Raw genomic sequence first — 20,181 nt, forward strand, 5'->3', positions numbered from 1 at the left:
AATGGGAGCATGGCCTACGAAATTCCGGTGACGCAAGCTCGTGCGGAGCTGGCCGATCTGATCAACCGCGTTGTCTACGGCGGTGAGCGGGTGGTCGTCACTCGCCACGGCAAGCCGCTGGTGGCGCTGGTATCTGCCGCTGACCTGGAGCTGCTTGAAGAGCTGGGGCGGCGCGAACAGGGCGCGGAGGATGAGCAGGTGATCAGCACGGTCTCCGCCGTGCGGCCGCTCTCGTCCGCTCCGGGCGAACGGCGGCGGTTCGGTATCGCCGCAGAACACCGCGACCCGGCTGCCGGGGACCGGCGGCCGGGTCGCGAGAGCTGACGGTTCAGCGGGTGCTGACCGTGCGGCGGGGCGGGTGGCTCAGGAGCTGAGCTCCCATATCGCGTGGGCGATGGCGTCGCTGTTGGTGTCGAGCGCCTTCTCGTCGATGTTCTTCGAGGTGTCGCAGGCCTGGTGGTAGCAGGCGTCGAAGGCCTTGCCGGCCTCGCCGCCCCAGTTCTTGGCCTGCTCCTCGGTCTTCTTGTAGTCGGCGCCGGAGAAGAGACCGCCGACGGCGATGCCCGCGTCCTTGAAGGAGGCGTGGTCCGAGCGGCCGTCGCCCTCGGTCTCCTTCTCGGTGGCGATGTTCTTCTGGGCGAACCAGTCCTTGAAGACCTTCTCCAGGCGGGTGTCGTCGTCGTAGACGAAGTAGCCCGGGTTCGGCGAGCCGATCATGTCGAAGTTCAGATACGAGTCGATCTTCGACTTGTCGGCGCCGAGCTTGTCGACGTAGGCCTGCGAGCCGACCATGCCGTCCTCTTCGTCGCCGAACCAGGCGAACCGAAGGTGCTTGGTGGGCTTGAGCTCCGCCTTGGCGACCGCGAGGGCCACCTCGAGGATGCCGGCCGAACCCGAGCCGTTGTCGTTGATGCCGGGGCCGTCGGGGACCGAGTCGATGTGGGCACCGGCCATCACGGTCTTGCCCTCGTCGCCGCCCGGCCAGTCGGCGACCAGGTTGTAGCCCTTGGTGCCGTTGCTGTCGAACTCCTGGACCTTGGTGGTGAATCCGGCCTTGTCCAGCTTGCCCTTGAGGAAGTCGATGGAGGCCTTGTGGCCCGGCTGTCCGTGGGCCCGGTTGCCGCCGTTGGCGTCGGCGATGGACTGCAACTGGTCGAGGTCGGCCTTGACGGCCTTGACGTCGATGTCCGGGGCGGCCGCCGGCGCGGTCTCGGCGTAGGCGCCGGCCGCGGTGAAGACGGTGGCTGCCAGGGCGGTGACGGCGCCGGTGGCCAGCGCGGCCCGGCGTATTCGTGTGGAACGAGGCACTGTGTGGCTCCGATACTGGTGTGGGGGGAATGGCGCGGAGCTGCTTTGACGCGCACATGTTTAACGCGCACACGAGAATTGCGATCACCGCGGGAACCGTCAAGAGCGCATACCGGACAGCTGAGTTCGCCGAGCGGAGTGCGTCTGATTTGCGGCGATCATGGCGGTTGGTGGTGCATGACACGCCTCTGTTCCCCGGGTGCCGTCGGCCCGCGGGGTGCGGATCCGGCCTTCGGGTTCCGGGCGCTTCTGGGGAAATGGGCGGGATGAGGCCGCCATGGGGATCGGTTGCCGCGCCGTGACGGGCGGTAGTGACACCGCGTTACATCAGGCGTAAGAGGGGACGCTGATGTGTCCCTGGTTGTAACGCCGACGAAATCCCGCCGAACTAGTCTCCGAGCGTGGGGCTGTTGATGGCCAAGTGCTGGAAGTCGGTTTGCTCCTCCTTTAATTATTGCGTGGTACATCTATCGTCACGGGTGTCTCCACGCCTGTGACCTGGGTGAATGTGTCCGGGCGGGAAGACTGTGAGGTGGATCGTATGCAACTGACCCCGCATGAGCAGGAACGCTTGATGATTCATGTGGCGGCAGATGTGGCTGAAAAACGCCGCTCCCGGGGGGTGAAGCTGAACCACCCGGAATCGATTGCCCTGCTGACCGTGCACATCCTCGAAGGGGCGCGGGACGGCCGAACCGTCGCCGAGCTCATGTCCTCCGGTCGCAAGGTGCTCACTCGCGACGAGGTCATGGACGGCGTGCCCGAGATGATCCACGACGTGCAGGTTGAGGCCACCTTCCCCGACGGCACCAAGCTCGTCACCGTTCACGAACCCATCAACTGAACGGGGGCAGCAGACGATGATCCCGGGACAGATCCTCCACGCCGACGAGCCGGTGCGCCTCAACGAAGGCCTTCCCTGCACGCGCATGACCGTCCTCAACGCCGCCGACCGCCCCGTCCAGGTCGGCTCCCACTACCACTTCGCCGAGGCCAATCCCGGCCTCGACTTCGACCGCGTGGCCGCGCACGGCAAGCGGCTGAACGTCCCGGCCGGCTCCGCCGTGCGCTTCGAGCCCGGCATCCCCACCGAGGTCGAACTCGTCCCCCTCGGGGGCAAGCGGATCGTCATGGGCCTGCGGGGCGAGACCGGAGGAACACTCGATGGCTGAGCTGACCCGCCAGGCGTACGCCGATCTCTTCGGCCCGACCGCCGGCGACCGCATCCGGCTCGCCGACACCGATCTGGTCATCGAGATCACCGAGGACCGCTCGGGCGGGCCGGGACGGGCCGGTGACGAGGCCGTCTTCGGCGGTGGCAAGGTGATCCGAGAATCGATGGGCCAGTCCCGCGCCACCCGCGCCGAGGGCACCCCCGACACCGTGATCACCGGCGCGGTCGTGCTGGACCACTGGGGCATCGTCAAGGCCGACGTCGGCATCCGCGACGGGCGGATCACCGCCCTGGGCAAGGCCGGCAACCCCGACACCATGGACGGCGTCCACCCCGACCTGGTCATCGGCCCCGAGACCGAGATCATCGCCGGCAACGGCAAGATCCTCACGGCCGGAGCCATCGACACCCACGTCCATTTCATCTGCCCCCAGCAGGCGGACGAGGCGCTGGCCTCCGGTGTCACCACGATGATCGGTGGCGGTACCGGACCGGCCGAGGGCAGCAAAGCCACCACCATCACCCCCGGCGCCTGGCACCTTGCCCGGATGTTCGAGTCGATGGACTCGCTGCCGGTCAACGTCGGTCTGCTCGGCAAGGGCAACACCACCTCCCTCGCGTCGATGCGCGACCAACTGCGGGCCGGCATCCTCGGCTTCAAGATCCACGAGGACTGGGGCGCCACACCCGCCGTCCTCGATGCCTGCCTGACCGTCTGCGAGGAGAGCGGCGCCCAGCTCGCGATCCACACCGACACCCTCAACGAGGCCGGCTTCCTCGGCGACACCCTGGCCGCCATCGCCGGCCGCTCCCTCCACGCGTTCCACGTCGAAGGCGCCGGCGGCGGCCACGCCCCCGACATGATCGCGATGGTCTCCGAGCCGAATGTGCTGCCCGCCTCCACCAACCCCACGCGGCCGCACACCGTCAACACCGTCGAGGAGCACCTCGACATGCTGATGGTCTGTCATCACCTCAACCCGGCCGTCCCCGAGGACCTCGCCTTCGCCGAGTCCCGGATCCGGCCGTCCACCATCGCCGCCGAGGACATCCTGCACGACCTCGGCGCCATCTCGATCATGGCTTCCGACGCCCAGGCCATGGGGCGTATCGGTGAGGTCGTGCTGCGGACGTGGCAGACGGCGCACGTCATGAAGCGGCGCCGCGGCGCCCTCCCCGGCGACGGGGGTGCGGACAACCACCGCGCCCGCCGTTATGTCGCGAAGTACACCATCAACGCGGCTCTCGCCCAGGGCATCGACCATGTCGTCGGCTCCGTCGAGGACGGCAAGCTCGCCGACCTCGTGCTGTGGGACCCGGCGTTCTTCGGCGTCAAGCCGCAGCTGGTCATCAAGGGCGGCCAGATCGCGTATGCGCAGATGGGAGACGCCAACGCTTCCATCCCCACTCCGCAGCCGGTGCTGCCCCGCCCGATGTTCGGCGCCACCGGCAAGGCCCCGGGCAGCAACTCGGTCAACTTCGTCTCCCGGCAGGCCCTGGAAGACGCCCTTCCCGAGCGCCTGGCGCTGGCCAAGCCCTTCGAGGCGATCCACAGCACCCGCGGCATCACCAAGGCCGATATGCGCAACAACGCCTCCCTGCCGCGCGTCCATGTCGACCCCGACACCTTCACCGTGACCATCGACGGCGAGGTCGTCGAGCCGCAGCCCGCGGCCGAACTCCCCATGGCCCAGCGGTACTTCCTCTTCTGAGGCCCCCGATGAACTCCCCCATGAAGGGCGCGTACCACCGATGAGCCGCGCAGCGCTGCTCGTCCTCGCCGACGGCCGGTTCCCTGCCGGAGGGCACGCCCACTCGGGCGGCGCAGAACCGGCCGTCACCGCGGGACGCATCAAGGACGCCGCCACCCTGGAGACCTTCTGCCGGGGCCGGCTGCACACCGCGGGCCTGGTCGCCGCGGGGCTCGCCGCCGCGGCCGCGGCCGGCCACGACCCGCTCCTCCTGGACGACGCCGCCGACGCCCGTACCCCGGTACCGGCACTGCGGACCACCGCCCGCAAGCTGGGGCGGCAGATGATGCGGGCCGCGCGGGCGACCTGGCCGAGCGCCGCACTCGACGCGCTCGCCGCGGCCCGTCCCCGCGGCGCCCACCAGCCCGTCGTCCTGGGCCTGGCCGCCCGGTCCGCGGGTCTGCCGCCGCTCGATGCCGCATACGCCGTGGCCTACGAGAACATCAGCGGCCCGGCCACCGCGGCCGTCCGCCTGCTGAGTCTGGACCCCTTCGACGCCACCGCCGTGCTCGCCCGGCTCGCCGCCGAGCTCGACCAGGTGGCGCAACAGGCCACCGAAGCGGCGCTGCGCGTCGCGGCCGAAGGAACCGACGCCCTGCCCGCCGCCTCCGCGCCACTGCTCGACCTCACCGCCCAACAGCACGCCGCCTGGCCGGTACGACTCTTCGCGTCCTGACCCTGCCGGAGACCCCGCGCCGCCCGCCGCCGTACTCACCACCGGAGTGACCATGCACCGTGACCACCAGGACTCCTTCCCCGAGCGCTACACCTACAGCGCCGCCGGCCCGCAGCGGGTCGGGGCGGCATCCGGGCACCCACAGGAGAGCCGGGACGGAGTGCGGCGCAGCGGCACCCGCCGCGCGCTGCGCATCGGCCTCGGCGGACCGGTCGGCACCGGCAAGACCGCCACCGTCGCCGCGCTGTGCCGGGCGCTGCGCGACGAGCTGTCCATCGCGGTGGTCACCAACGACATCTACACCCGTGAGGATGCCGAGTTCCTGCTCCGTGAGGCGGTGCTGCCCGCCGAGCGGATCGCCGCGGTGGAGACCGGTGCCTGCCCGCACACCGCCATCCGGGACGACATCTCCGCCAACCTCGAAGCCGTCGAGGACCTGGAGGAGGCGGTCGGTCCGCTCGACCTCGTACTGGTCGAATCCGGCGGCGACAACCTGACCGCCACCTTCTCCAAGGGCCTCGTCGACGCCCAGATCTTCGTCATCGACGTGGCGGGCGGCGATGACATCCCGCGCAAGGGCGGTCCCGGCGTCACCACCTCCGACCTGCTCGTCATCAACAAGACCGACCTCGCCCCGTACGTCGGTGTCGACCTGGAAGGCATGGCCCGCGACGCCAAGGCGCAGCGCGGCGAGCTCCCCGTCGCCTTCACCGCCCTGAAGTCGGAGAACGGCGTCCGACCCGTTTCGGACTGGGTGCGCGAGCGGCTGGCGGACTGGACCGCGGGCCCGGTATGACCCTCGCACCCCCGACGTCGGCGGCACCGCGGGCCGACGCCCGCTCCGCCGCCGGGCTGCGCGCCACCGCCCGCATCCTCGCGCGGACCGACGCCCACGGCACCACCCGGCTGCCCGTCCTCGACGGCGACGGGCCGTTCGCGCTGCGCCGCCTCCGCGCGCACGGCCACCAGGCCAAGGTCTGTGTCGTGGGTGCCATGAGCGCCCCGCTCGGCGGCGACCTGCTGGCCATCGAAGCCACCGCCGAGGCGGGCAGCGCGCTGCGTCTCACCGCTGCCGCCGCGACCGTCGCGCTGCCCGGCCGTACGGGCGAACCCGCCCGCTACGACGTGCGGTTGACGGTGGGCGACGGGGCGCGGCTCGACTGGCTGCCCGAACCGCTGATCTCCGCGGCGGGCAGCGACCTGCGGATGACCACCACCGTCGAACTGGCCCCCACCGCACGCCTGGTGCTCCGCGAGGAACAGGTCCTGGGACGCAGTGGCGAGGAGACCGGCGCGGTGCGCAGCCGCCTCACCGTCCGCCGGGCCGGCCGGACGCTGCTCGACCAGGAGACGGCGTACGGGCCCGGCGTCCCGGGCTGGGACTCCCCGGCCGTTCTGGGCGGGCACCGCGCCGTCGGTCAACTCCTGCTCATCGGGCCGCAGTTCGAGGCTCGGCCGGCCGAGGTGCGGCTGCTCGGCGCGGCGGCGGGTGAGCGCTCCGACGGCGATGCGGGACAGGGCGTACTGGCGCCGCTCGCGGGTCCCGGGGCCCTGGCCACGGCCGTGGCCCCGGACGCGCTGCGGCTGCGTCGCCTCCTGGACGAGGCCGCAGTGGCGGCCGCCGCCGAGTGACGGCGGCCGCACCGCCTCATACCTCCAGATCGGCCTCCAGCCGGGAAAGGCGGAGGCGTGCCAGCGCAAGATTGGCGCGCTTGCGGTCCAGCACCAGGTAGAGAAAGAGGCCGGCACCGCTCTTGCCCGTCACCGGGCGGATGATGTGGTACTGCGAGGTCAGAGTGATGAGCATGTCCTCGATGGCGCCCTGGAGTTCCAGCATCTCCATGGTGCGCATCTTGGCCCGTACGACATCGGTATTGCCGGCCGCCGCGACGTTGAGGTCCAGTGCCTGCTTGTCGCCCAGGGTGGCCAGGGCCATACCGCTGGTGTAGTCGACCAGGGCGACGCCGACCGCGCCCTCGATGGTCGACATCGCGTCGGCGAGAGCGGATTCCAGTTGAGCCATGAGGGGTTCAGACCTTTCGATTCCTTGACGGTGTTTCTCGGTTTCCGGGTTTCCGGATTCCGGGTGGTTGCATTTCTGCGGGTGCGTGGGGGAGGTCTCCTACCGGTGGGGCTGTGCGTCCACGAGGGCGCCGATCCGGGCCGCAGCCCTTCTGGCCTGAAGATGAAGCCGGCCCACGTTGGTGTCGGGGCTGGCCACGGCGGTCAGGACCGCGCGGCGTCCGGCCGAATAGGCCGCGATATAGCCGTCCGCGCCGCGCGTCAGGGATTCTTCGAAATCGCCCTGTCCGGTCGCGTCGGTGAGGCGTTTGGCGACGCCGATCGCGGCGGCGGTGAGGGCGGCCAGGCCGTCCGGCTCGATATCCGGCAGATCATGGGCGATCACCATGCCGTCGACGCTCGCCACCATCCCGCCCTGGAAATGGCGTACTTGATCGCGCAGCGTGTGCAATTCCTCCCGTATCCGGGGTTCGATCGTCATCAGTCTCCTTTTCGAGGCGTGCCTTCTGATGACGCGCCTCATGGGGTGCACGGTCTTCGTGCGCAAGGGCTCACAGGCTTTCCTCCAACGCCGTACGCAGTCGGACAAGGAGGGCAATATCCGGATCGGCGGTATCGAGGGCATCCGGTACCGGTAGTTGCCAGCTCGCGTCGGGGCCCCCTTCGGCCACGGGGGCGGCACCGTTCAGGAAGGCGCCGGGCCGTCGCCGGGGGAGCGATGCCGGTGCCCGGGGGACGTGGACGAGGCCGGCGGCGGCGAGGCGGCGGATGTCGAGCAGCGTCCCGAACGCGGACTGGCCCAGCGCGCGGGCCAGCTCCTGGGGTGTCTGCCGGCCGTCGGCGCGGTCGAGCAGCCGCCGCTGGCGGCCCGTGGTGGGGGCCGAGGTGCGCGGGTGGACGGGGACGACGGGGGAGGAGTCGACCGCCGCCCAGGGGTGCAGCCGGTCGAGCAGTGTCCGGCGGCGGGCCGTCGCCTGCTGGAGGGCGGTGGCGCTGATGGGGCGTATGACACCCAGCCAGTGCCCGGTCCCGGGGGTGAAGGAGGTGGCCTCCGGCGCCAGTGGAAGGGCGAAGAACGCGGCGTCGAGCAGGGCGGCAAGATGGCATATCTCCAGTTCGCCCTGCGTCAACCAGCCCTCGCTCACCAGGAATTGGCCACCGCTCTGCCGCGGTCCTGCCGTTTCGGCGGCGTACTGCCAGCCCCTCGGCGGCAGCTTGCCGGCCGCGGTGAGACGTATGTCGAGCCCAGGGGCCGCGGTGCCCTCGATGCAGTAGACCGCGCCGTCGAGAAGGTAGAAGCAGCCGTGCGGACCGCTGAGGGTGCCGGTGACGCGTTCGGCGGCGCAGCGGTCGAGCAGCCCGGCCGGGGCGGGCGGGTGAGGAGATATGGGCAGGCCCATGGCTGGTTCCCTTACCGTTCGTGCGGTGTGGCGGAGGGCGCCGTCAGGACGCGACCAGCTCCGCGGCCAGCGCGCGCAGCCGTAGCCGGGCGACGGCGAGGTTGGCCTGCGTGCGGTCCAGCCAGAGGTAGAGGTAGGTCTGGCTGTCGAAGGCCGTGTGCACAAAACGGATGAGGTGGTAGCAGCCCGCAGCCGTGATGATGAGGTCTTCGAGGGCCGGGCCCGCGGTGCCCGTGGTGTCGAAGGTGGCGTTGCGCACCACGGCCTGCACCACCTCCGCGGTGTCCGCGGCGGCCGCGTCGTGATCGTCGTGCGGCGCCTGCCCCGCCGTACCGAGCGTCAGACCACTGGTCCAGTCGATCAGTCCGGCACACCGAACGCCGGGGATCCCCATGGCTTGGGACAACACCTGATCGATACCCGGCACTTCGGATCTCCTTCGCGACGGCTCGGACGGGGCGCGAAAACGCCGAAGCCCTCCCTTGTGGCGGTGAGTGGGAGAGCCTTCACGGAAGGTTACTGAAGGTGTGCGGCTGGCACATGCCTGAAGGGCAGGTCTACGGCAATTGACGTATTCTCGCCCCTGCGCGCCCCTCCGGGAGCCATCGCGCCGTGCCGCACTCCACCAGGCCGGCCACGGCAGGAACCTCTCCGCCTAGCAGTCCCTACCTGGTGTGAGGCCCTTGTCGGCCTGCCAACTGCTCCTCTTGCGGGTGGAGTTGATGCCCCCGATGAGTGTGGCGGGTGTGATGCGGTCGCGTGGGTCACTGCCCGGCGGCCTTGGCCGGAATGGTGAGGTTCCGCTGCGATGTCCGGCCGTTCACCGGCACTGCTACGGGGGGCTGCGTCCGCGCCACCCGTATTCCGGCGCAGCGCCCGCGCACTCCACGGCTGCGCGGACTGCCGCACTCCAACAGGCCGAAGCCGACGCGGCCGGAAACCTACAGCTTGGTAAAGAAGTGTGGGTCGAACCTGTTCAAGAGGGGACGCCACACGTCAGGATCCCTTCGTAAGCCTGTGATCAACGCCGCCACAAGTGGCACACCATGCAGGGGGAATTAACCACGTGAGAAAAACAGCAGCGCTCGGCGCCGCCGGCACCATGGTGACCGGAGCGCTCCTCGCCGGAGCGATATCCGCCACGCCCGCCAGCGCGGGCGAGCAGCACCAGCGCGGTTCGGCCGAAGCGCGCGGTGTCGCGACCGCCGCCGCGCGCGCGGCCAAGAAGGGCATCGACTGGCAGGAGTGCCCCGCCGACTGGGGCTTCAAGTCGCCCATCCAGTGCGGCTATGTCACCGTCCCGGTCGACTACGCCCGGCCCAACGGCCGCACCATCAAGATCGCCGTGGACCGCGCCGTCAGCACCGGCAGCAAGAAGGAGCGACAGGGCTCCCTCGTCTACAACCCCGGTGGCCCCGGCGGTTCGGGCATGAAGTTCCCGAGCCGTATCACCAGCAAGAGCCCCCTCTGGGTCAAGACCGCCAAGGCGTATGACTTTGTCGGCTTTGACCCCCGGGGTGTCGGCCACTCCGCGCCGATCTCCTGCATGGACCCGCAGGAGTTCGTCAAGGCCCCGAAGGCCGACCCGGTACCGGGCAGCGAGGCCGACAAGCGCGCCCAGCGCAAGCTCGCCAAGGAGTACGCCGACGGCTGCGCCGAGCGCAGTGGCGGCCTCCTGCCCTACATGACGACCAAGAACACCGCCCGCGATCTCGATGTGATTCGTGCCGCGCTCGGTGACAAGAAGCTCAACTACCTGGGCGTCTCCTACGGCACCTACCTGGGTGCCGTCTACGGGACGCTCTTCCCGAACCATGTCCGCCGGATGCTCGTCGACAGCGTCGTCGATCCGTCCCGTGAGAAGGTCTGGTACCAGGCCAACCTCGACCAGGACATCGCCTTCGAGACCCGCTGGGGCGACTGGAAGAAGTGGGTCGCCAAGAACGACGCCACGTACCACATCGGTGCCACCCCCGAGAAGGTCCAGGCGGCGTGGGAGAAGCTGCGGGCGACCGCCAAGAAGAACCCCATCAGCGGTGTGGTCGGCCCCGCCGAGCTCACCGGCTTCTTCCAGAACGCGCCGTACTACGACTCGATGTGGGCCTCGGTCGCCGAGGTCTGGAGCGCGTACCTCTCCGGTAACAGCAAGCCGCTGGTGGAGAACGCCGGTCCGAACCTCCTGGACCTCGCCGGCAACGCCTCCGCGGAGAACGGCAACGCCGTCTACACGGCCGTCGAGTGCACCGACGCCAAGTGGCCCACCAGCTGGAAGAAGTGGGACCGCGACAACACCCGCATCCACCAGCAGGCTCCGTTCATGACCTGGTCCAACGCCTGGATGAACCTGCCCTGCGCCACCTGGCCGGTCAAGCAGCAGCGACCGGTCGACGTCAAGACCGGCAAGGGTCTGCCGAGCGTCCTGATCGTGCAGAGCACCCGCGACGCGGCGACGCCTTACGGCGGCGCGGTCGAGCTGCACCACCGTTTCAAGGGCTCGCGTCTGATCACCGAGCGGGACGCCGGATCGCACGGTGTCACCGGTCAGGTCAACCCCTGCATCAACAACCGGGTCGACGCGTACTTCCTGGAAGGGAAGACCGACGCCAAGGACGTGACCTGCGCTCCGCACGCCACGCCCCAGCCGGCCAAGCCGACGGCGAAGGCCGCCGCCAAGGGTGCCTCCATCCTTCCGGTCGCCCCCTAGTGACGCCTTGAACATGCCGGCACGGAAGTGACGGCACGCAGGGGCGGCCGGGAATCCTCCCGGCCGCCCCTGTCGTCGTCAGTGCTCCTCCGCGCGCCGCTTACCCGGGAAACGCCTTGGAGAAGGCGGCCCTGGTGGGGGAGTCCTCCCGACGGTCCAGCACGGCGAACACAACGCGGTCGAACCAGCCGCAGAACCGGCCCCCGTCCAGCAATGCGGCCGCGAACGCCCCTGCCACATCGGCCGGTTCATTACGGAACACCCCACAGCCCCAGGCGCCGAGGACCAGCTGACGGTGCCCGCCGGCCGCCGCGACCTCCAGCACCCGCTCCGCACGCGTCGCCAGCGCCGCCGCCACCCGGCCCGTCTCGGCCGGCCGCTGCCGTGCGATCACTCCCGCGTTCGGCGCCGCGGCCGTCAGAAAGCCCGCCTCGTACGGCACCTCGAGCAACCGGCCCCGGTCGTCGCGGAACACCGGTACGCCGGGGGAGAGGATCACCCGGTCGCTGTAGAAGGGGCTCGGCTCGGCCCGGTGTGCGGCATAGAAGTCCGGGGCCTCGCGTACACAGGTGTAGAGCGCCGACCCTCGGCACAGCGCCTCCTCCTGGGCTTGCGCGCCATTCAGATAGCCGCCGCCGGGATTGCGCGCGGAGGCGAAGTTCAGCACGGCGAGCGGCCCCTCGCCCGTCTCGGCCAGCCGCCGCCCCGCCGTGAGGCTGCCTTCCCCCGTCACCTCGAACACCGTGCGCGTTCCCGGCGACGGCTCCTCCACGGCGACCGGCTCCGGGCCGTACAGCCGGGTCGCGGCCCGGGCCCGTCCGACCGCCGTTGCGATCTCCACCAGCCGTCCGCTCGGGGCGTGGTACGCACCCGCCGCGACGATCTGTTCCGTTTCCTGTGCCATGCCACGCAGTCGGGCGCTCATCGTCGGCACCCCCGTATCCGATGCTTCATAGCGATCAAGGTACGGGCCGGCGGCACACCCCGCGATCGGATATCGGCGCCGGCCCGCGCTGCGGGCCTCAGCGCTTCCCGCCCCGCTCCGCCAGCCACCGGTCCTCGGCCGCATACCCGAACAGCTTCGCGTCCGGATAGAAGCCGGCCATCCTGGGGAACACCTCCCACCAGTCCCGCCCCTTGACCCGGTCGGCCAGCCAGGCCGCCGTCGCGGGCAGCGACTCCTCGTACGTCGTCACCGCGCGATAGCCCAACTCGCGCTCCGCCGCGGTCATGTCGTAGACGAGAGGGTGTCGGACCGACCACGGGGTGTCGCCGACGTCGGACGACGGCGGGGCGCCGTCCACCTGCACGATCTCGTTCTCCGGCGCGCCCATCGCCGCATCCACCGCCGCCGAGATCTCGGCCACCGTCGGCGCCTGCGGATCGGCCGCGTTGAGCACCCGCGAGCCCGGCCGGCGGGCCGCCAGCCGGACCAGCTCCGCGAGGTTGTCCACATGCACCGGATGGAAACGGCTGCTGCCGCCGTAGGCGAGCACCCGCACCCGGCGCCCGTCCAGCACCCTTTTGACGAAGTGCAGCTCACGGGGCAGCGGACTGTACGGGCCGTGCACGGCGCAGGCCCGCAGCAGCGTCACCGGCAGCCGGTCGCCCTGCGCCAGCAGTGCCTGTTCCAGGGCGGCCTTGCGGGTGCCGTAGTTCTCGTCGCCGGGCCGCACGGTCGGCTGGGACTCCGGGACGGGCAGCGGGTAAACGGGGGAGCCGTCCGGTTCGCCCATCGTCGCGAAGCTGCGCCCGCGGTCGTCCTCGTACACCACGCAACTGGAGACCACCACGGCCGAACCGATCCGGTCCGCCAGCGCCGTCAGCTGCTTGGCATGCGCGGTCCCGTACGCCACACAGTCCAGCAGCACGTCACAGCCCTCGCCGATCAGCCCGGCCAGCGCCGCGTCGTCCTCCCGGTCCACCGCCACGGACCGGACCTCGCCGGGCCAGGAATCATCGCGCCCGCCATGCCGGGACGCGGCCCGCACTTCCCAGCCGTCCCGCGCCAGAGCCCGCACCGCCGCACGCCCGATCTGTCCGCTCGCCCCGATCACCACTGCACTGCCTGAAGTCATGACCGGACCCTACGGACCGTCAGCCGACGGGGCAGGGCTATTCGCCCACGGCGCAAGGAGTTCGCCGGGCGCGGACCCCGCCCGGCGGCTCAGCCCGCGGCCCCCTTCCCGTGCCCACGCCGTCCGTGTGCCCGCGCCTGTGCCTGCGCCGCGGCCTTGGCCTCGCCCGCGTAGGTGTCGACGTACTCCTGCCCGGACAGGGTGAGGATCGCGTACATGATCTCGTCGGTGACGGCGCGCAGGGCGGCGCGTTCGTCCTCCAGCCCCGCATATCGCGAGAAGTCCAGCGGTGCGCCGAAGCGGATGGTGATCCGCATGATGCGCGGCAGCCGCCGGCCCGTCGGCTGCGCCTCGAACGTGCCGATCATCGCGCACGGCACCACCGGCGCCCCGGCCTTGATGGCCATCGAAGCGACGCCGGTACGTCCCTTGTAGAGCCGGCCGTCGTGCGAGCGGGTGCCCTCCGGGTAGATGCCCAGCAGCCGGCCCTTGCGCAGGACGGAGAGGCCCGAGGAGATGGCGGCCTGCGAGGCGCGGCCCCCGGAGCGGTCCACCGGAATCTGCCCGACGCCCCGGAAGAACGCCGCGGTCAGCCGTCCCTTCAGGCCGGGCCCGGTGAAGTACTCCGCCTTGGCCAGAAACGTCACCCGGCGCGGCAGGATCGCCGGCATCACAAAGTGATCGGCGAACGACAGATGATTGCCCGCAATGATCGCCGCGCCCTCCTCCGGCACATGATCGAGCCCCTCGATCCGCGGCCGGAACACCAGCCGCAGCAACGGCCCGAGAAGCAGGTACTTCAGCACCTGGTAGAGCACAGGGCAGCTCCCCATTCCGTCGGCTCGCCCGGGCGGCTACATCGTTCCAGGTCAAGGGTCCCCGGGGACGGCCAGTGAGTTTATGGGCAAGTGCCCTCGCGGGTAACCACCTTCGGCCGGATCGATGCTGACTCTTTTCCGGTCCCGGACACCCGCGAGACGGGTGAGGTGAGCGCCGCCGCCAGGTACGCACGGGGGGAGGACACCACCGCCCAGGTACGCCAGGGGAGGGCACCACCGCCGCGCCGCGCGGACGGGTCCCGGACGGCCGCCGGCGGCGTCCCGCAGGCTGCCGCGCCGTACGGTCCGGTGGACACGCCAAGGTCCCGGCGGGAAGCTGAAAGGGATGCGGACCGATGTGCACGCCCACTTGTGGAGCGAGGCCTACCTCCGGCTCCTGGAGTCCTACGGACGCCGGGACGCCGCCGCACACCGCGGCCTGGGAGCCGGAGACAGCGCCCGGGAACTGGACGCCCGGTTCGCGATGAACGACGCGGCCGGAATCGACCACCAGATCCTGTCCGTGTCGCCCCAGGGGCCGTACTTCGCGGACGCCGGCCAAGCGGTCACGGCCGCCCGGCACGCCAATGACCACTACGCCGGCCTGGTCCGCGACTGGCCCGCCCGCTTCTCCGCCTTCGCCGCGCTTCCGCTGCCCCACCTGGACGCGTCCCTGGAGGAGCTGGCCCGCGCGCTCGGCGAACTCGGCATGGCGGGCGTCGGCGTCACCACCGACGTCCTGGGCCGCAGCCTCGGCGACCCCGTCTTCACCCCGCTCTTCGAGGAACTCGACTGGCGTGGCGGCGTACTGTCCGTGCACCCCTCCGGCCATGACGCCGGATCACCCCTGATCGCCGCCCACCGGATGCGCTGGATGGTCGGCGCGCCGACGGAGGACACCATCTGCGCGATGCACCTCATCCTGGAGGGGATCCCGCGCCGCTTTCCCCGCCTGCGGATCATCCACTCCCATCTCGGCGGAGCCCTGCCGCTGCTGCTGCCCCGCGCCGACGACCACCTCCCCTGGGAGGCCCCGGACGTCGTCGAGAAGCCCACCGAGGCCGCCCGCCGCATGTACTACGACACCGTCGCACACGGCCATGTCCCGGCCGTGCGGGCCGCCACCGACTCCTATGGCGCGGACCGGCTGCTGCTCGGCACCGACTTCCCCTACCAGAGCGGTCAACAGCTCTGCCGGGCCGTCTCGTTCCTCGAGGAAGCCCTCCCGCCGGAGCGGGCCGAGCAGGTGCTGACAGCGGGGGCCCGGCTCAGGCGGCGAAGCGATCCCCAGAGCGAGCGCGACGACACTCTCCAGGACGGCTGACGGCACCTGGGAGCGGCTGCTCCAGCACGTCCAGGCGGTCGCCGACGCCGCGGGCGACGTCGACTGGAACATCAACATCGACTCCAGCTCGGTCCGCGCTCACCAGCACGCCACCGAGGGCACCAACAGCTCCGCCACTTGCACCCCCAAGTACCTCAAGAGGGGCCGTACAAAGATCAGTTCACCTGCGCGTGCACATACGTCTGCGCCCGTTCCTGGCGGAGGCGGTGCGTCAGGCGAAGCGCTCGGCCGCTCCCGCGGTGGGCTGACCACGAAGGTCCATCCGAGCGCGGACGGTAAAGGCGCCGCGCTCGCGCTGTGCCGTACTGCGTGCGGTGAAGCCGAGAGGTTACTCCGCTTCGCTGGTCGTGGCGTCGGTGCCGCGCGACTCGCTCTGCGGTGGGGTGCGTGGGGCGATCACGCCGCTGTTCGGAGCACCCGGTGCTGGGGAGAGCCCGGTGCAGGGGAGAGCCCGGTGCTGGGGACAGCCCGTGTTTGACGCGACGCAGGGCCGGGGTCACTTGCTGTCGCATGACCTTGCGGAGGCGTCCGAAGTCGCTCAGGGCCCGCACCGCGGTGGGGTCGAGCCGGACGAACCCCGGTTCCCAGTCCGGGCCGAAGACGATGAAGCCCTGCGTTCCGACGACGCTGATGTGGGTGTCCGGATTTTTCAGAGCCGGGTAGTCCGGCCACCGGAACCCGGCGAGTCTTGCGGCTTCCCGGCCGTCGAATTCCGCTGCGCGAGCGGTGAAATGAGCCTCGGCTGCGCTCCGGAAGAGGTCGTAGTCGGCCGCGTTCGTGAAGACCATCACAAGTAGCCGCTCGGGAGGCAGGAGGCGGACGACCTCCGTGAGCTCCCACAGTGTTCCCTCGCTGGTTCCGGTGGCGAGTACCACGGGCCGTGCCTCGCGGATGAGGTCACTGACGATCGGCTTCCAGTCGGCGAGGGGCAGGTAGAACCGCCGGGCCCCGGCAAGGGCAGCCGTTCACCGGGTCTGCCCACGGCCACGACGCGGCCCATCTTGAGCCGCAGACTCAGCACCATGTCTTCTTCGAAGGTGCGACTGAGGGGAGTTTGCAGTCTGCGGACCAGGTTCCGGCTGGGTGCAGGCTTGATCCCGTACAGCTGGTCGTCGAGGTCGAACGGACGCAGATACAAGATGTACGAGCGCGGCTCGAGAAGACTCGAGCCCTTGAGCAATCGAGTCGTGTGGCGCCTGCCGAAGCGGGACATACGTGCCCCGGCGTAGACCGCCGCGATGCCGCCCACGGTCATGAGAATGCCGGTGCCGATGGCCGCCGCTTGCGATTCCCCGAACAGGAGCGGAGTCCGGAGGTGGTTGGCGCCGCCGAGGGCCATGCCGAACCCGACCAGTCGCGTCACGCATCCGGCGCCGCGGGCACCGCATCCGACGGTCCGGCGTTGGAGGGGCTGTGTCGGTGAGCTGTCTCCCTCTTCCTCAAACATAGAGTGAGAGGTTGCTCACGCAACGTACGTTCGGACATGCCTCCTCGCCCCTGTTCCCCATCGGCTGGGCGTACCCGGGGGCTGGCCCCACCAGGAGCTGGGCGGTTAGCAGGATCGTCCCGGGCGGTCGCCTCCGGAAAGGCTGGGCCCGGCACATATCGCTGGTTTCCCCATGATTCCGTAGGAGTTGGCCCGTGCGTGAGCAGACATGGCAGAGGTTTCGTTCTTCCGGGCGGCGGCCGGGCGGTCGGCGCAGAGCCCTGCCGGCCGCGGCCGCGGTGGCCGTGGCCATGGGTGTCATGACGTTGGGTGTCCTGGCGCCGCCCGCGGTGTCCGCTGCCCCGAGGCCGGACGCCGTCCAGCAGGGCCTGAGCGCGCTGGTGCGCTCCGATGGCCTGCCCGCCGCGCTGGCGAGCGTTCAGGACCGTGCGGGCCGCACCCGTACCTACACCGCGGGGGTGGGCGACCTGGCCACCGGCTCGAAGGTGCCCGAGGACGGTCAGGTGCGGATCGGCAGCAACACCAAGGTGTTCACCGCGGTGGTCGCGCTGCAACTGGTCGGTGAAGGGAAGATCGGCCTCGACGCCACGGTCGACACCTATCTGCCGGGCCTCGTCCGCGGGGAGGAGATCGACGGACGCCGCATCACCGTCCGTCAGCTCCTCCAGCACACCAGCGGACTTCCCAATTACACCGCGTACCTCGGCGACGACGTCCGGTACTTCGAACCCCGCGACCTCCTCGACATCGCCCTCCAGCACAAGGCCGACTTCGCCCCCGGGACGAAATGGGAGTACAGCAACACCAACTACGTGCTGGCCGGCCTGATCATCCAGAAGGTCACCGGCCGGCCCCTCGCCAAGGAGATGGAGCGGCGCGTCATCCAGCGCATCGGTCTGCGTCACACCTACTTCCCCGCCCCCGGTGACATGACCATCCGAGAACCCCATCCCCAGGGCTACTACAGGGATGCAGCGGGCGCTCCGCTGCGCGACATCACGGAGATGGACCCCTCCTGGGGCTGGGCGGCAGGGCAGATGATCTCCACCAACTCCGACCTCAACCAGTTCTTCACCGCGCTCCTGGCCGGCCGCCTCCTCCCGGCGGCCCAGCTCGCCCAGATGCGTACCACCGTCCCCGCTCCGTACTTCGGCTCCGGCGCCCGCTACGGACTGGGTCTCGTGAGCAAGCCGCTGTCGTGCGGTGGTGTCTACTGGGGCCACGGCGGCAGCCTCCCCGGATACGAGACGCGGGGCGGCGCCACCGACGACGGCCGCGCCGCCGACGCCGCGGTGACCATGCAGCCGACCGACGAGGCAGCCATGAAGCGTGTCGAGCATCTCGTGGACACGGCCCTGTGCCGCTGAACCGCGCCTGCTCGCCGGACACCCACTAGGGCCTGGCGTTTGGATCAGGCTGGGCTCGCGGGCACGCGCACCAGACCCCGCTCCCTGGTCCGGCGTGATCCAAACGACAGGCCCTAGCGGCCGCGCGTGCGGGCGCCGAGCGCCTTGCGGTAGTCCTCGACCCCTTCCCCGACCGATTCCATACGCTCTCGCATGCCACTGTTCGTGCGGAGTTCCACGAGGGTCCGCAACACGTAGTCAGGGGAGAAGCCGCCCCCGAAGCCGTCCGGGGTGTTGGAGCGGATCAGCGGCTCGTTGGTGAAGACCGACGAGTCGTCGTCGGAGTGCCGGTAGGTCCAGCGGCACGGCCAGAGCCGCAGCGCGGTCTGACCGACGTACCTGATGGCGCCCTCGAAGAACTCGTCTTGGCCCGCCGCCTCAAGCGCGGCGGGGCCGTCGAAGCGGTCCAGTACAAGCCGTTCCAGCGCCGTGAGCGAGTCCGGCGAGTAGTCGAAGGGGAAGTCGTCGGGCAGATGGGCCGTCCGCCACCGGTCCAGTGCGGCGTCCATGGGGGCCAGCCACTCGTCGAGACACCGGCGGGACTCCTCGCTCGCATGCAGGCGGTCGTCCTCCACGTACCACGCGGGCGTCTCGGGCTCCGCCGTCGGCTTCCCGTCCCGGACCCAGTTGCTGAGATGCACCGCCATCGGCAGGCCGAACTCCTCCAGGCCCTGGGCCTGTTCGGGTGTCAGCAAAAGCCACCAGGCGTCATAGGAATCCTCGTCCAGCTGCCAGAAGGCCCGTGAATCGTCATTGCCGGGCACGAGGTCACCGATGGCGTCCATGGCGGCATTCCAGTCCATGTAGCGGGTGCTGTCGGAGAGGTGCTCCGTCCCGTGCCATATCGACCGGCCGTTGCGCCGGAAGTGCAGGTACTCGTCCTCCTCCCCGTCCTCGTTCTCGATCTTCACCAGCTCGACGTCGTCGACCACCACCGAACCGCCCGAGCACGCCGCCGCTTCTGTCAGCAGCTCCTCATATCCGCCCTCAAGATCACCGCCTACCTTTTCGGGCGTCTGGAAGCCGAGGCCGCATTCGCCGACGAGGAAGGTCAGCTCGTCGGCGTCCTCGAATTCCCCGTCGAGGTCCATGTCGATCCCGGCCGCCTCCGCCAGGCCGGCCGCTGCCTGCTCCTCCGTCGCGATGCCGAGCCGGACCAAGGTCGTGGCAAATCCATTGAGGGTGTGAGGTGTTGAATCGCTCATGACAGCACCCTCACACATTTCCGGCCGGCACCGACGAGCAGGGGCCGGCCTGCTAGCAGGCTTCCAGGAGTGCACAGAACCGGCGCCCGAAGAGGTAGGCGTCGCCCGGCCAGCGCGCCGAGAGATAGTGGCCGTCCTGCACGACGAACGCGGCGGAGTCGTCGGTCGCGGTGCCACGCGCGGCAAGGACCCTCGGCCCCCGCTCGAAGCGGGCGTCCGGACCGTCCAGTGCGGCCCTGACCTCGTCCTCCACATAGGCCGGATACGTACGGTAGTAGCGGCCGAGCCGCCAGGCCGTGGCCAGATACGCCGACCGTTCCATGTACTTCGGCAGGCAGGTCGTACGCCGGTCCGCCAGCAGGCTGCGGCCGGTGGACGCCTCCCGTGCCCGCGCCGGCACCAGCACGCCGTGGCAGATCGCTCCGACCGGCCGGTCCAGCGCCCAGAATCTGCCGACCTGCTGCTGCAACACCTCCGAGCCCAGGTACTGCCGCATTCCGGGTGCATGTCCGCCCGGCAGAATCAGCCCGTCGTACTCCTCCGGGGCCAGCTCCGCCCAGCCGACGGTCGCGGTGAACTCCGCGCTGCGGGTGAGCTCTTCGTAGCAGCGCCTGGGCTCCTCCTCGGCGCCGAGCTGCCCGAAGAGGACACCGGTCAGCAGCCGCGGGTCGCACGCGGGCCGGGTGCCGGCCCGTTCGGTGGCGAAGACGACCTGGTGGCCGGCGTCGGTGAGCAGCCGCCAGGGCACCGCCACCTCGGTGACATCAAAATCGCGGTCGGGGACCGGCATCAGTACGCGCACCCGGGCATCATCGCAGGCCGGTGTTTCCCTTCGGTATCCGCTTTG

The 20,181-nt window shown here is 70.3% G+C and carries 20 protein-coding genes; 10 read left to right on the forward strand and 10 right to left on the reverse strand.

Annotated features, from left to right (window positions below; genetic code table 11):
- The first annotated feature begins 9 nt into the window (after nucleotides 1-9).
- Entirely contained in the window at nucleotides 10-324 is a 315-nt protein-coding gene (locus tag IF67_RS0113000; protein ID WP_030985214.1) for a type II toxin-antitoxin system Phd/YefM family antitoxin, read from the forward strand.
- A gap of 39 nt (nucleotides 325-363) precedes the next feature.
- Here IF67_RS0113000 and IF67_RS0113005 read toward each other — a convergent pair whose 3' ends face one another.
- On the reverse strand, nucleotides 364-1,308 hold the full coding sequence (locus tag IF67_RS0113005; protein WP_030985215.1) for a M28 family metallopeptidase: 945 nt from the start codon (nucleotides 1,306-1,308) through the stop codon (nucleotides 364-366).
- A 541-nt stretch (nucleotides 1,309-1,849) separates the two neighbouring features.
- Between IF67_RS0113005 and IF67_RS0113010 the strand changes: the two genes are divergently transcribed.
- From IF67_RS0113010 to IF67_RS0113035, 6 genes are read left to right on the forward strand one after another with little or no spacing between them, the layout of a single operon-like run.
- A complete protein-coding gene (locus tag IF67_RS0113010; protein WP_026170153.1) occupies nucleotides 1,850-2,152 on the forward strand; it encodes an urease subunit gamma in 303 nt (100 codons plus the stop codon).
- Between the two features lie 16 nt (nucleotides 2,153-2,168).
- Nucleotides 2,169-2,480 (forward strand): urease subunit beta, encoded by a 312-nt coding sequence (locus IF67_RS0113015; protein WP_030985217.1) that lies wholly within the window; start codon nucleotides 2,169-2,171, stop codon nucleotides 2,478-2,480.
- Nucleotides 2,473-4,194: an urease subunit alpha gene (locus IF67_RS0113020; protein ID WP_030985218.1), complete on the forward strand. Its 1,722-nt coding sequence runs from the start codon at nucleotides 2,473-2,475 to the stop codon at nucleotides 4,192-4,194. Before IF67_RS0113015 ends, IF67_RS0113020 begins: the two co-directional genes overlap by 8 nt.
- Before the next feature lie 40 nt (nucleotides 4,195-4,234).
- The gene (locus tag IF67_RS0113025) at nucleotides 4,235-4,909 is read left to right on the forward strand and encodes an urease accessory protein UreF (protein WP_030985220.1); all 675 of its coding nucleotides are present in this window, start codon (nucleotides 4,235-4,237) and stop codon (nucleotides 4,907-4,909) included.
- Nucleotides 4,910-4,961: 52 nt separating this feature from the next.
- Nucleotides 4,962-5,705, forward strand: a complete 744-nt coding sequence (gene ureG / locus IF67_RS0113030) for an urease accessory protein UreG (RefSeq protein WP_030985221.1) — start codon at nucleotides 4,962-4,964, stop codon at nucleotides 5,703-5,705.
- Nucleotides 5,702-6,541, forward strand: coding sequence for an urease accessory protein UreD (locus IF67_RS0113035; protein WP_037839229.1), 840 nt, complete (start codon nucleotides 5,702-5,704; stop codon nucleotides 6,539-6,541). The genes ureG and IF67_RS0113035 overlap by 4 nt, the downstream gene beginning before the upstream one ends.
- 16 nt (nucleotides 6,542-6,557) lie before the next feature.
- Here IF67_RS0113035 and IF67_RS0113040 read toward each other — a convergent pair whose 3' ends face one another.
- The 4 genes from IF67_RS0113040 to IF67_RS0113055 all read right to left on the reverse strand — a co-directional run bounded on the left by IF67_RS0113040 (nucleotide 6,558) and on the right by IF67_RS0113055 (nucleotide 8,758).
- Nucleotides 6,558-6,932: a hypothetical protein gene (locus tag IF67_RS0113040; RefSeq protein ID WP_030076211.1), complete on the reverse strand. Its 375-nt coding sequence runs from the start codon at nucleotides 6,930-6,932 to the stop codon at nucleotides 6,558-6,560.
- Between the two features lie 99 nt (nucleotides 6,933-7,031).
- Nucleotides 7,032-7,412: a roadblock/LC7 domain-containing protein gene (locus IF67_RS0113045; protein WP_030076212.1), complete on the reverse strand. Its 381-nt coding sequence runs from the start codon at nucleotides 7,410-7,412 to the stop codon at nucleotides 7,032-7,034.
- 70 nt (nucleotides 7,413-7,482) lie between these two features.
- Complete coding sequence (locus tag IF67_RS0113050) at nucleotides 7,483-8,331, reverse strand: hypothetical protein (protein ID WP_030985227.1); 849 nt, start codon at nucleotides 8,329-8,331, stop codon at nucleotides 7,483-7,485.
- 43 nt (nucleotides 8,332-8,374) lie between these two features.
- A complete protein-coding gene (locus IF67_RS0113055) occupies nucleotides 8,375-8,758 on the reverse strand; it encodes a hypothetical protein (RefSeq protein WP_030985229.1) in 384 nt (127 codons plus the stop codon).
- Between the two features lie 639 nt (nucleotides 8,759-9,397).
- Between IF67_RS0113055 and IF67_RS0113060 the strand changes: the two genes are divergently transcribed.
- Nucleotides 9,398-11,035 carry an alpha/beta hydrolase gene (locus IF67_RS0113060; RefSeq protein WP_030985231.1) on the forward strand — a complete coding sequence of 546 codons (1,638 nt, stop codon included), beginning with the start codon at nucleotides 9,398-9,400 and terminating at the stop codon, nucleotides 11,033-11,035.
- Nucleotides 11,036-11,135: 100 nt separating this feature from the next.
- Here IF67_RS0113060 and IF67_RS0113065 read toward each other — a convergent pair whose 3' ends face one another.
- From IF67_RS0113065 to IF67_RS0113075, 3 genes are all read right to left on the reverse strand, one after another.
- Nucleotides 11,136-11,960, reverse strand: a complete 825-nt coding sequence (locus tag IF67_RS0113065; protein ID WP_030985233.1) for a TIGR02452 family protein — start codon at nucleotides 11,958-11,960, stop codon at nucleotides 11,136-11,138.
- A gap of 97 nt (nucleotides 11,961-12,057) precedes the next feature.
- Nucleotides 12,058-13,113, reverse strand: a complete 1,056-nt coding sequence (locus IF67_RS0113070; protein WP_037839232.1) for an NAD-dependent epimerase/dehydratase family protein — start codon at nucleotides 13,111-13,113, stop codon at nucleotides 12,058-12,060.
- A gap of 89 nt (nucleotides 13,114-13,202) precedes the next feature.
- Entirely contained in the window at nucleotides 13,203-13,931 is a 729-nt protein-coding gene (locus IF67_RS0113075; RefSeq protein WP_030985237.1) for a lysophospholipid acyltransferase family protein, read from the reverse strand.
- 346 nt (nucleotides 13,932-14,277) lie between these two features.
- On the opposite strand from IF67_RS0113075, the gene IF67_RS0113080 reads away from it, so the two are divergent.
- Both IF67_RS0113080 and IF67_RS0113090 read left to right on the forward strand, forming a co-directional pair.
- The gene (locus IF67_RS0113080) at nucleotides 14,278-15,255 is read left to right on the forward strand and encodes an amidohydrolase family protein (protein ID WP_051817951.1); all 978 of its coding nucleotides are present in this window, start codon (nucleotides 14,278-14,280) and stop codon (nucleotides 15,253-15,255) included.
- Between the two features lie 1,767 nt (nucleotides 15,256-17,022).
- Nucleotides 17,023-18,090, forward strand: a complete 1,068-nt coding sequence (locus IF67_RS0113090; protein ID WP_420708642.1) for a serine hydrolase domain-containing protein — start codon at nucleotides 17,023-17,025, stop codon at nucleotides 18,088-18,090.
- Between the two features lie 113 nt (nucleotides 18,091-18,203).
- Here the strand turns inward: IF67_RS0113090 and IF67_RS0113095 are convergent, their stop codons facing one another.
- Together IF67_RS0113095 and IF67_RS0113100 are read right to left on the reverse strand one after the other, a co-directional pair.
- Nucleotides 18,204-19,334, reverse strand: coding sequence for a hypothetical protein (locus IF67_RS0113095; RefSeq protein ID WP_158713080.1), 1,131 nt, complete (start codon nucleotides 19,332-19,334; stop codon nucleotides 18,204-18,206).
- A gap of 52 nt (nucleotides 19,335-19,386) precedes the next feature.
- The gene (locus IF67_RS0113100) at nucleotides 19,387-20,136 is read right to left on the reverse strand and encodes a type 1 glutamine amidotransferase domain-containing protein (RefSeq protein WP_030985245.1); all 750 of its coding nucleotides are present in this window, start codon (nucleotides 20,134-20,136) and stop codon (nucleotides 19,387-19,389) included.
- Nucleotides 20,137-20,181: the final 45 nt, after the last annotated feature.

The sequence above is a fragment of the Streptomyces sp. NRRL S-1813 genome, assembly GCF_000719605.1.
GTDB lineage: Bacteria > Actinomycetota > Actinomycetes > Streptomycetales > Streptomycetaceae > Streptomyces > Streptomyces decoyicus.

Excerpts from the sequence above, each read along its gene's own strand:
- IF67_RS0113000 (WP_030985214.1), top strand. The coding sequence starts at position 10 with ATGGCCTACGAAATTCCGGTGACGCAAGCTCGTGCGGAGCTGGCCGAT.
- IF67_RS0113010 (WP_026170153.1), top strand. The coding sequence starts at position 1,850 with ATGCAACTGACCCCGCATGAGCAGGAACGCTTGATGATTCATGTGGCG.
- IF67_RS0113015 (WP_030985217.1), top strand. The coding sequence starts at position 2,169 with ATGATCCCGGGACAGATCCTCCACGCCGACGAGCCGGTGCGCCTCAAC.
- IF67_RS0113020 (WP_030985218.1), top strand. The coding sequence starts at position 2,473 with ATGGCTGAGCTGACCCGCCAGGCGTACGCCGATCTCTTCGGCCCGACC.
- IF67_RS0113025 (WP_030985220.1), top strand. The coding sequence starts at position 4,235 with ATGAGCCGCGCAGCGCTGCTCGTCCTCGCCGACGGCCGGTTCCCTGCC.
- ureG (WP_030985221.1), top strand. The coding sequence starts at position 4,962 with ATGCACCGTGACCACCAGGACTCCTTCCCCGAGCGCTACACCTACAGC.
- IF67_RS0113035 (WP_037839229.1), top strand. The coding sequence starts at position 5,702 with ATGACCCTCGCACCCCCGACGTCGGCGGCACCGCGGGCCGACGCCCGC.
- IF67_RS0113040 (WP_030076211.1), bottom strand. The coding sequence starts at position 6,932 with ATGGCTCAACTGGAATCCGCTCTCGCCGACGCGATGTCGACCATCGAG.
- IF67_RS0113045 (WP_030076212.1), bottom strand. The coding sequence starts at position 7,412 with ATGACGATCGAACCCCGGATACGGGAGGAATTGCACACGCTGCGCGAT.
- IF67_RS0113050 (WP_030985227.1), bottom strand. The coding sequence starts at position 8,331 with ATGGGCCTGCCCATATCTCCTCACCCGCCCGCCCCGGCCGGGCTGCTC.
- IF67_RS0113065 (WP_030985233.1), bottom strand. The coding sequence starts at position 11,960 with ATGAGCGCCCGACTGCGTGGCATGGCACAGGAAACGGAACAGATCGTC.
- IF67_RS0113070 (WP_037839232.1), bottom strand. The coding sequence starts at position 13,113 with ATGACTTCAGGCAGTGCAGTGGTGATCGGGGCGAGCGGACAGATCGGG.
- IF67_RS0113080 (WP_051817951.1), top strand. The coding sequence starts at position 14,278 with ATGCGGACCGATGTGCACGCCCACTTGTGGAGCGAGGCCTACCTCCGG.
- IF67_RS0113090 (WP_420708642.1), top strand. The coding sequence starts at position 17,023 with ATGACGTTGGGTGTCCTGGCGCCGCCCGCGGTGTCCGCTGCCCCGAGG.
- IF67_RS0113095 (WP_158713080.1), bottom strand. The coding sequence starts at position 19,334 with ATGAGCGATTCAACACCTCACACCCTCAATGGATTTGCCACGACCTTG.